Origin of the sequence: Escherichia sp. E4702 (genome assembly GCF_963883545.1) — a bacterium.
Lineage (GTDB): Bacteria > Pseudomonadota > Gammaproteobacteria > Enterobacterales > Enterobacteriaceae > Escherichia.
Genome location: NZ_CAWORF010000038.1, coordinates 1 through 9,439 on the forward strand (window position 1 = coordinate 1; position 9,439 = coordinate 9,439).

Sequence of the window (9,439 nt, forward strand, 5' to 3'; positions counted from 1 at the left end):
CATCCGACAGCCGTTGCCTGATGCGACGCTGTGCGTCTTATCAGGCCTACAAACGGAACATAACCGTAGGTCGGATAAGGCGTTCACGCCGCATCCGGCAGCCGTAAAAAAATCCTCTACCGAAGTAACTAACGAGTAACAAAAACGATGAGTCTGAACCTGGTAAGTGAACAATTGCTAGCGGCGAACGGCCTGAAACATCAGGATTTGTTCGCGATTCTCGGTCAACTGGCCGAACGTCGCCTCGATTACGGCGATCTCTATTTTCAGTCGAGCTATCACGAATCCTGGGTTTTAGAAGATCGCATTATCAAAGATGGTTCTTACAACATCGATCAGGGCGTTGGCGTGCGTGCAGTCAGCGGTGAAAAAACCGGTTTTGCTTACGCCGACCAAATCAGCCTGCTGGCCCTGGAACAGAGCGCACAAGCGGCGCGTACCATTGTCCGTGACAGTGGCGATGGCAAAGTACAGACGTTGGGCGCGGTAGAGCATAGCCCGCTGTATACCTCGCTTGATCCGCTGCAAAGTATGAGTCGCGAGGAGAAACTGGATATTTTACGTCGCGTCGATAAAGTTGCCCGTGAGGCCGACAAACGCGTACAGGAAGTGACTGCCAGCCTCAGTGGCGTCTATGAATTAATTCTGGTTGCGGCCACCGACGGCACCCTGGCGGCAGATGTGCGTCCACTGGTGCGCCTCTCAGTAAGCGTTCTGGTCGAAGAAGATGGTAAACGCGAACGCGGTGCCAGCGGCGGCGGCGGTCGTTTTGGTTATGAATTTTTCCTTGCCGATCTCGACGGTGAAGTCCGTGCGGATGCATGGGCGAAAGAAGCAGTGCGTATGGCGCTGGTCAATCTTTCTGCCGTTGCCGCGCCTGCGGGCACCATGCCGGTAGTACTTGGCGCAGGTTGGCCGGGCGTGCTGTTACATGAAGCGGTAGGTCACGGTCTGGAAGGCGACTTCAACCGCCGTGGCACTTCGGTCTTTAGTGGCCAGGTCGGCGAGCTGGTAGCATCTGAACTGTGTACGGTAGTGGATGATGGCACGATGGTTGATCGCCGTGGTTCGGTGGCGATTGATGACGAAGGTACGCCGGGTCAGTACAACGTGCTGATTGAAAATGGGATCCTGAAAGGTTACATGCAGGATAAACTCAACGCTCGCTTAATGGGTATGGCACCGACCGGTAATGGTCGTCGTGAATCCTATGCTCACCTGCCCATGCCGCGTATGACCAACACCTACATGCTGCCAGGTAAATCGACGCCGCAGGAAATCATTGAATCCGTCGAGTATGGCATCTATGCGCCGAACTTCGGCGGCGGTCAGGTGGATATCACCTCCGGCAAATTTGTCTTCTCCACCTCAGAAGCGTATCTGATTGAAAACGGCAAAGTGACGAAACCGGTGAAAGGCGCAACGCTGATTGGTTCCGGTATCGAAACCATGCAGCAAATTTCGATGGTGGGCAACGACCTGAAACTGGATAACGGCGTGGGTGTCTGTGGTAAAGAAGGGCAGAGCTTGCCAGTTGGCGTGGGCCAGCCGACGCTTAAAGTCGACAACCTGACCGTTGGCGGTACCGCGTAATCTATCCAGGCCGGTAAGCGTCGCATCAGGCATTGGTTGCCGGATGCGGCGTAAACGCCTTATCCGGCACGCACATGAATTACTTCTTTTTCCCGCGCCCGTGCATCTCCTGAAACAACTTACCGACCTCGACAAAATAATCCGTCAGTGAGTTGATCACGACCTGCACCTTCAGTGGCAGCTTATCTTTTTCGGTATACAGTGCATAAACCGGGCGTGGATCCGACTGATAACGCGGCAGCAGGATCTCCAGCTCCCCACGATTGATCTCATTGATCACCCACATCAGCGGCACATACGCGATCCCAGCGCCAGCCGTTAACCAGCGCACCAGCGTCATTGGATCGTTAGTGACAAACCGTCCTTGTGGGATGAGGCGAGTCGAGATCCCTTCTGGCGCGATCAGTTCAAATTCATTGTCCGGACGCACGCTGTACTCAAGCCATGAATGGCTACTTAGATCGGCGGGTTTTTCCGGTATGCCATACTGTGTGAGATAGCTTTTAGCGGCGCACACCACCATCGGCATCGCCCCCAGACGGCGGGAAAACAGGCTGGAATCCTGCAACGCGCCGACGCGGATCACGACATCCAGACCGTCGGCAATCAGGTCGGGTGCAGGAATTCCGGTAACCAGATTGACGCTTAAACCAGGGTATTCTTTCAACATTTTTGCCGTCAGCCCAGCGAGAACATTTTGAGCCATAGTTGAAGAACAGCCAATGCGCAGCGTCCCGATAGGCGTGTTATTGAAGGCATACAGTTGCTCATGGACATCCTGCACTTCATGGAGCATCCGACGGCAGCCCTGGTAGTAAATTCTACCTGCTTCGGTCAGGCCAATGCTGCGTGTGCTGCGGTTTAACAACTTTACCTGCAACTCATCTTCCAGTTTAGACACCGTCTGACTGATGGATGAAACGCTCATTTGAAGCTGTCTGGCGGCGGCGGTAAACGAACCAAATTCAACCACTTTGGCGAAAACCGACATGCGTTTTAGTCGTTCCATTATTCACTCTGACTTAAAAGTGATTTAGATCACATAATATAGATAACAGCATAACAGTTACGCTAATATATTAAATATCAATCTACAGCAATGTTGCTCTCGCCCGGCTTTCTATGCCCTTCTCTGCGGCGACAGATGCTGAAAATAATAACACCTGCTCTCTCTATACAACCAAGGTCAACATGAGTCTGTTTCCCGTTATCGTGGTGTTTGGGCTGTCCTTCCCACCGATATTTTTCGAATTGCTTTTATCACTGGCGATTTTCTGGCTGGTGCGCCGGGTCCTTGTGCCAACAGGTATCTACGACTTCGTCTGGCATCCGGCGCTGTTCAACACCGCGCTCTATTGCTGTTTGTTTTATTTGATATCGCGACTGTTCGTTTGAGGTTGAAGTGAAAACACTAATAAGAAAATTCTCCCGTACGGCCATCACGGTCGTATTAGTCATTCTGGCCTTCATCGCAATTTTTAATGCCTGGGTCTATTACACCGAATCTCCGTGGACGCGTGACGCGCGCTTTAGCGCCGATGTGGTCGCGATTGCGCCGGATGTCTCCGGACTCATCACCCAAGTGAATGTTCATGATAACCAGCTGGTGAAAAAAGGACAGGTACTGTTCACCATCGACCAGCCACGCTACCAAAAGGCCCTCGAAGAAGCGGAAGCTGATGTTGCCTATTATCAGGTACTGGCGCAGGAAAAACGCCAGGAAGCTGGACGTCGCAACCGTCTCGGCATACAGGCGATGTCTCGCGAAGAGATAGACCAGGCCAATAACGTGCTGCAAACGGTCCTGCATCAGTTAGCGAAAGCTCAGGCAACCCGCGATCTGGCAAAACTGGATCTTGAACGTACCGTGATCCGCGCGCCAGCAGATGGCTGGGTGACCAACCTCAACGTCTATACCGGTGAATTTATTACGCGTGGTTCAACGGCTGTAGCGCTGGTGAAACAGAACTCCTTCTATGTGCTGGCCTATATGGAAGAAACCAAGCTGGAAGGGGTACGTTCTGGGTATCGCGCAGAAATTACGCCGCTTGGTAGCAATAAAGTGCTGAAAGGGACTGTCGATAGTGTTGCCGCTGGGGTCACTAACGCCAGCAGTACGCGTGACGACAAAGGGATGGCGACCATCGATTCCAACCTTGAATGGGTGCGTCTGGCGCAACGTGTCCCGGTACGTATTCGTCTCGACAACCAGCAAGATAACATCTGGCCTGCGGGGACTACCGCTACTGTGGTGGTTACGGGTAAACAAGATCGCGATGAAAGTCAGGATTCGTTCTTCCGTAAAATGGCCCATCGCCTGCGTGAGTTTGGTTAATCACGATGGGTATTTTCTCCATTGCTAACCAACATATTCGCTTCGCGGTAAAACTGGCGACCGCCATTGTGCTGGCGCTGTTTGTTGGCTTTCATTTTCAGCTTGAAACACCACGCTGGGCTGTTCTGACTGCGGCGATTGTTGCCGCCGGTCCTGCCTTTGCCGCCGGTGGCGAACCGTACTCTGGTGCCATCCGCTATCGCGGCTTTTTGCGCATCATCGGTACATTTATCGGTTGTATTGCCGGGCTGGTGATCATTATTGCGATGATCCGTGCACCATTGTTGATGATTCTGGTGTGCTGTATCTGGGCCGGTTTTTGTACCTGGCTCTCCTCGCTGGTACGAGTAGAGAACTCCTATGCGTGGGGGCTTGCCGGTTATACAGCGCTGATCATTGTGATTACCATTCAGCCAGAACCGCTGCTGACGCCGCAGTTTGCCGTTGAACGTTGTAGTGAAATCGTCATTGGTATTGTGTGTGCTATTGTGGCGGATCTGCTCTTTTCTCCACGATCGATCAAACAAGAAGTGGATCGAGAGCTGGAAAGTTTGCTGGTGGCGCAATATCAACTAATGCAATTATGCATCAAACATGATGATGGCGAGATTGTTGATAAGGCCTGGGGCGACCTGGTTCGCCGCACCACGGCGCTGCAAGGGATGCGTAGCAATCTGAACATGGAATCTTCCCGCTGGGCGCGTGCCAATCGGCGTTTAAAAGCGATCAATACGTTGTCGCTGACGCTGGTAACCCAGTCCTGCGAAACTTATCTCATTCAGAACTCGCGCCCGGAGTTGATCACTGATACCTTCCGCGAATTTTTTGACACGCCGGTAGAAACTGCGCAGGACGTCCATAAGCAGCTAAAACGCCTGCGGCGAGTGATTGCCTGGACCGGGGAACGTGAAACACCCATCACTATTTATAGCTGGGTTGCGGCGGCAACGCGTTATCAGTTGCTCAAGCGAGGCGTTATCAGTAACACCAAAATTAACGCCACTGAAGAAGAGATCCTGCAAGGCGAGCCGGAAGTAAAAGTAGAATCCGCCGAGCGCCATCATGCAATGGTCAACTTCTGGCGTACCACGCTGTCCTGCATGCTGGGGACTTTGTTCTGGCTGTGGACCGGATGGACCTCCGGCAGTGGCGCAATGGTGATGATTGCCGTCGTAACGTCGCTGGCAATGCGTTTACCTAATCCACGCATGGTGGCGATCGACTTTATCTACGGCACGGTAGCGGCGCTACCGTTAGGACTGCTCTATTTTTTGGTGATTATCCCCAATACCCAACAGAGTATGTTGCTGCTGTGCCTTAGCCTGGCGGTGCTGGGATTTTTCCTTGGTATTGAAGTGCAGAAACGGCGGTTGGGATCGATGGGCGCGCTGGCCAGTACGATTAATATTATCGTGTTGGATAACCCGATGACCTTTCAGTTCAGTCAGTTTCTCGATAGCGCGCTGGGGCAAATCGTGGGCTGTGTGCTGGCGTTCATCGTCATTCTACTGGTGCGGGATAAATCGCGCGACAGGACAGGACGCGTGCTGCTTAATCAGTTTGTTTCTGCCGCTGTTTCCGCGATGACCACCAATGTCGCCCGGCGTAAAGAGAACCATCTGCCAGCGCTTTATCAGCAGTTGTTTTTGCTGATGAATAAATTTCCCGGCGATTTGCCGAAGTTTCGCCTGGCGTTAACGATGATTATCGCTCACCAGCGATTGCGTGATGCGCCGATACCCGTGAACGATGATTTATCGGCATTTCACCGACAAATGCGCCGCACAGCGGACCACGTGATTTCTGCCCGCAGCGATGACAAACGCCGTCGTTACTTCGGTCAGTTGCTGGAAGAACTGGATATCTACCAGGAAAAACTACGCATCTGGCAAGCGCCGCCGCAGGTCACGGAACCGGTGCATCGGCTTACCGGTATGCTGCATAAATACCAGCACGCGCTAACCGATAATTAAGTCAAAGCCGACGCCAAAAGGTGTCGGTTGAGATTGCTGACATACTCCAAATTGTCTGATGCGCTACGCTTATCAGGCCTATATTGAATTTGCACCCCCTGGTAGGCCGAATAAGGCGTTCACGCCGCATCCGGCATGAACAAAGCGCACTTTGTCAGTAATCAGAAACCGATGCCAAAAGCGTCGGTTTTTTCATGTCTATACTTAGCGATGAACGGCAGAACTCGCCGCGAAACGTGACGGTGGCAACAGATGAATATCTATAGCTTTGATTTTGATGAGATTGAGAGTCAGGAGGACTTTTATCGCGACTTTCGCCAAACCTTTGGTCTGGCGAAAGATAAGGTGCGCGATCTCGACTCACTGTGGGATGTATTAATGAACGATGTTCTGCCGCTACCGCTGGAGATCGAATTTGTTCATCTGGGAGAAAAAACGCGTCGGCGTTTTGGCGCGTTAATATTGCTGTTTGATGAGGCGGAGGAAGAGCTGGAAGGGCATTTGCGTTTTAATGTTCGTCACTAGCGCAAAAAAAAGCCCCCAAACCGGGGGCAATGTCGTCGGACAAGACGATGAGGGTTTATTTGTACAGTTCAGCTGTGGCGTGCCAGGTATCGCCGCTACGCGCTTCGGTAATCTGGTAAGCAGTCGCGCCTTTCTCTTCCGCTTTTTTGTTCAGCATTTCACGCATATCCATTGGAGAAGATGCTACACCGCTGACGGACACGGTGCCGATGGCTTCACGATTTTGAGCTTGTGCAGCATCAATGGAATCGGCAGCGAAAGCACCGAAAGAGAGAACAGAGAGCACACTTAATGCAGCAACAGTGGTTTTGATTTTCATGATTTTTACCTCGACATAATCTTTTAGCTGGGCCTTTGTTTCGTGACCCATATCACAAAATTAAGTATACACTAATTATTGAGCTAATTAATACCACGCTAACTGTTTCTATTGAGGGAGAATTGTTAAAAAGATTAATTTTTATAACAAAAGTGAATTAAAAATACGGGTGTTTAGTGGAAATAACATTCATTTCAATAAGATATGTGTTTTTGCAAAATGTGCGTTTTTTGCTCTGTGTATTTGTTGTGTGAATGTTTTGTCGCTATAAAACGCACTATTCGTTAAATGAATGGCAGGGGAAAGCAGGGCGATGAATGGAGAATGCATTATTTTCCCCGCCGCCAGAAGCGACGGGGCAGAGATTAAAGCTCCTGGTCGAACAGCTCTAAAATCGCTTCGTACAGGTCTTTGACGGTGAAACCTTTAGCAGGGGTGGTAAAGATGGTGTCATCACCTGCGATGGTGCCAAGAATACCTTCTGCTTTGCCCAGAGAGTCCAGCAGACGCGCAATCAACTGCGCCGCGCCAGGACTGGTATGTATTACAACAACAGCGTCGTTGTAGTCGATATCCAGCACCAGATTCTTCAACGGACTGGAGGTGGTTGGTACGCCCAGTTCAGCTGGCAGGCAGTAAACCATTTCCATCTTTGCATTGCGGGTACGTACAGCACCAAATTTGGTCAACATCCGCGAGACTTTAGACTGATTAATGTTGTCAAAGCCTTGCTCCTGCAATGCGGCGACGATTTCGCCCTGGGAGCTAAATTTCTCTTCTTTAAGTAACGCTTTAAACGCTTTAACTAATTCTTCTTGCTTAGACGAGCTTCGCATAAGTCACCCGATATGGTGGTTGATACAACATTATTGTGCATACAGATGAATTTTTATGCAAACAGTCTGCCCTGGAGAAGGCTGAAATAATGTTATGAAAGAGCGGGATTTTATCAAATTTCGTGATTGAGAAACATGCCTGCGTCACGGCGCGCAAATTCTGCTTAAAAGTAAATTAATTGTTATCAAATTGATGTTGTTTTGGCTGAACGGTAGGGTATATTGTCACCACCTGTTGGAATGTTGCTCTGATGCATAAGCGGCTGTTAATTACGTAAGTTAGGTTCCTGATTACGTCAATTAAATGCATAAACGCCAAATTTGCGTGACTACACATTCTTGAGAAGTGGTCATTGTAAACTGTTAATTTGTGGATTAAGGTCGCGGCAGCGGAGCAACATATCTTAGTTTATCAATATAATAAGGAGTTTAGGATGAAAGTCGCAGTCCTCGGCGCTGCTGGCGGTATTGGCCAGGCGCTTGCATTACTGTTAAAAACCCAACTGCCTTCAGGTTCAGAACTCTCCCTGTATGATATCGCTCCAGTCACTCCCGGTGTGGCCGTCGACCTGAGCCATATCCCTACTGCTGTGAAAATCAAAGGTTTTTCTGGTGAAGATGCGACCCCTGCGCTGGAAGGCGCTGATGTGGTTCTAATCTCCGCAGGTGTAGCGCGTAAACCAGGGATGGATCGTTCCGACCTGTTTAACGTTAACGCCGGTATCGTGAAGAATCTGGTACAGCAAATTGCGACAACCTGCCCGAAAGCGTGCATCGGTATCATTACAAACCCGGTAAACACCACGGTAGCAATCGCTGCGGAAGTGCTGAAGAAAGCGGGTGTGTATGACAAGAACAAACTGTTTGGCGTCACCACGCTGGATATCATTCGTTCTAATACGTTTGTCGCTGAACTGAAAGGCAAACAGCCGGGCGAAGTTGAAGTTCCGGTTATTGGCGGTCACTCTGGCGTTACCATTCTGCCGCTGCTGTCTCAAGTTCCTGGCGTAAGCTTTACCGAGCAGGAAGTTGCTGATCTGACCAAACGTATCCAGAACGCGGGTACGGAAGTGGTTGAAGCGAAAGCCGGTGGCGGGTCTGCAACCCTGTCCATGGGCCAGGCAGCTGCACGCTTCGGCCTGTCTCTGGTTCGTGCGCTGCAAGGCGAAAAAGGTGTCGTTGAATGTGCCTACGTTGAAGGTGACGGCCAGTATGCTCGTTTCTTCTCTCAACCGCTTCTGCTGGGTAAAAATGGCGTAGAAGAGCGTAAATCCATCGGTACTCTGAGCGCATTTGAACAGAACGCGCTGGAAGGAATGCTGGATACGCTGAAGAAAGATATCGCCCTGGGCGAAGAGTTCGTTAATAAGTAATTGATTAACGAATAATAAAAAACCGGAGCAACGTCTCTAATACCGATCAGTTAAGGATCGGTTGACCGATCCAGTGGCTGTGTAAGAATCCGGAAATGCTCACCCGTTTCCGGATTTTTTTATGCACATTGGACAGGCTCTTGATCTCGTATCCCGTTACGATTCCCTGCGTAACCCACTGACTTCTCTGGGCGACTATCTGGACCCGGAACTGATTTCCCGCTGCCTTGCCGAATCCGGCACCGTCACCCTGCGTAAGCGCCGCCTTCCTCTTGAATGATGGTCTGGTGTATTGTCGGCATGGCCCTTGAACGTAAAGAACCGCTTCATCAGATCGTTAACCGTCTGGATATCATGTTACCCGGCAATCGTCCCTTCGTTGCCCCCAGCGCCGTGATCCAGGCCCGTCAGCGGCTGGGAAGCGAAGCCGTCCGCCGCGTGTCACGCAGACAGCCGCAGCTCTGGCATAACGCCCACGTCGCATC

Annotated in this window: 9 protein-coding genes and 1 pseudogene; 7 read left to right on the top strand and 3 right to left on the bottom strand. The window is 50.9% G+C overall.

All coding sequences use genetic code 11. From position 1 onward, the window contains the following. The first annotated feature begins 147 nt into the window (after window positions 1–147). On the top strand, window positions 148–1,593 hold the full coding sequence (tldD, locus tag AACU94_RS23245; RefSeq protein WP_130204524.1) for a metalloprotease TldD: 1,446 nt from the start codon (window positions 148–150) through the stop codon (window positions 1,591–1,593). Window positions 1,594–1,672: 79 nt separating this feature from the next. Here the strand turns inward: tldD and aaeR are convergent, their stop codons facing one another. Beyond that, window positions 1,673–2,602: an HTH-type transcriptional activator AaeR gene (aaeR, locus tag AACU94_RS23250; protein WP_101218082.1), complete on the bottom strand. Its 930-nt coding sequence runs from the start codon at window positions 2,600–2,602 to the stop codon at window positions 1,673–1,675. Between the two features lie 182 nt (window positions 2,603–2,784). Here aaeR and aaeX point away from each other — a divergent pair, with 182 nt between their 5' ends. The 4 genes from aaeX (at window position 2,785) to AACU94_RS23270 (ending at window position 6,426) form a co-directional block, all read left to right on the top strand. Further along, complete coding sequence (aaeX, locus tag AACU94_RS23255) at window positions 2,785–2,988, top strand: p-hydroxybenzoic acid efflux pump operon protein AaeX (RefSeq protein WP_000051841.1); 204 nt, start codon at window positions 2,785–2,787, stop codon at window positions 2,986–2,988. Window positions 2,989–2,995: 7 nt separating this feature from the next. Next, a complete protein-coding gene (gene aaeA / locus AACU94_RS23260) occupies window positions 2,996–3,928 on the top strand; it encodes a p-hydroxybenzoic acid efflux pump subunit AaeA (protein WP_130223742.1) in 933 nt (310 codons plus the stop codon). Between the two features lie 5 nt (window positions 3,929–3,933). After that, complete coding sequence (gene aaeB / locus AACU94_RS23265) at window positions 3,934–5,901, top strand: p-hydroxybenzoic acid efflux pump subunit AaeB (RefSeq protein WP_135488700.1); 1,968 nt, start codon at window positions 3,934–3,936, stop codon at window positions 5,899–5,901. Between the two features lie 252 nt (window positions 5,902–6,153). Then, on the top strand, window positions 6,154–6,426 hold the full coding sequence (locus AACU94_RS23270) for a barstar family protein (RefSeq protein ID WP_001028998.1): 273 nt from the start codon (window positions 6,154–6,156) through the stop codon (window positions 6,424–6,426). A 55-nt stretch (window positions 6,427–6,481) separates the two neighbouring features. On the opposite strand, the gene yhcN is transcribed toward AACU94_RS23270, so the two are convergent. After that, on the bottom strand, window positions 6,482–6,745 hold the full coding sequence (yhcN, locus tag AACU94_RS23275; protein WP_000695690.1) for a peroxide/acid stress response protein YhcN: 264 nt from the start codon (window positions 6,743–6,745) through the stop codon (window positions 6,482–6,484). A 365-nt stretch (window positions 6,746–7,110) separates the two neighbouring features. Further along, the gene (argR, locus tag AACU94_RS23280) at window positions 7,111–7,581 is read right to left on the bottom strand and encodes a transcriptional regulator ArgR (protein WP_064529494.1); all 471 of its coding nucleotides are present in this window, start codon (window positions 7,579–7,581) and stop codon (window positions 7,111–7,113) included. A gap of 434 nt (window positions 7,582–8,015) precedes the next feature. Between argR and mdh the strand changes: the two genes are divergently transcribed. Together mdh and AACU94_RS23290 are read left to right on the top strand one after the other, a co-directional pair. Beyond that, a complete protein-coding gene (mdh, locus tag AACU94_RS23285) occupies window positions 8,016–8,954 on the top strand; it encodes a malate dehydrogenase (protein WP_064529495.1) in 939 nt (312 codons plus the stop codon). 121 nt (window positions 8,955–9,075) lie between these two features. Then, a pseudogene (locus AACU94_RS23290) lies at window positions 9,076–9,439 on the top strand (transposase domain-containing protein); the annotation flags it as partial.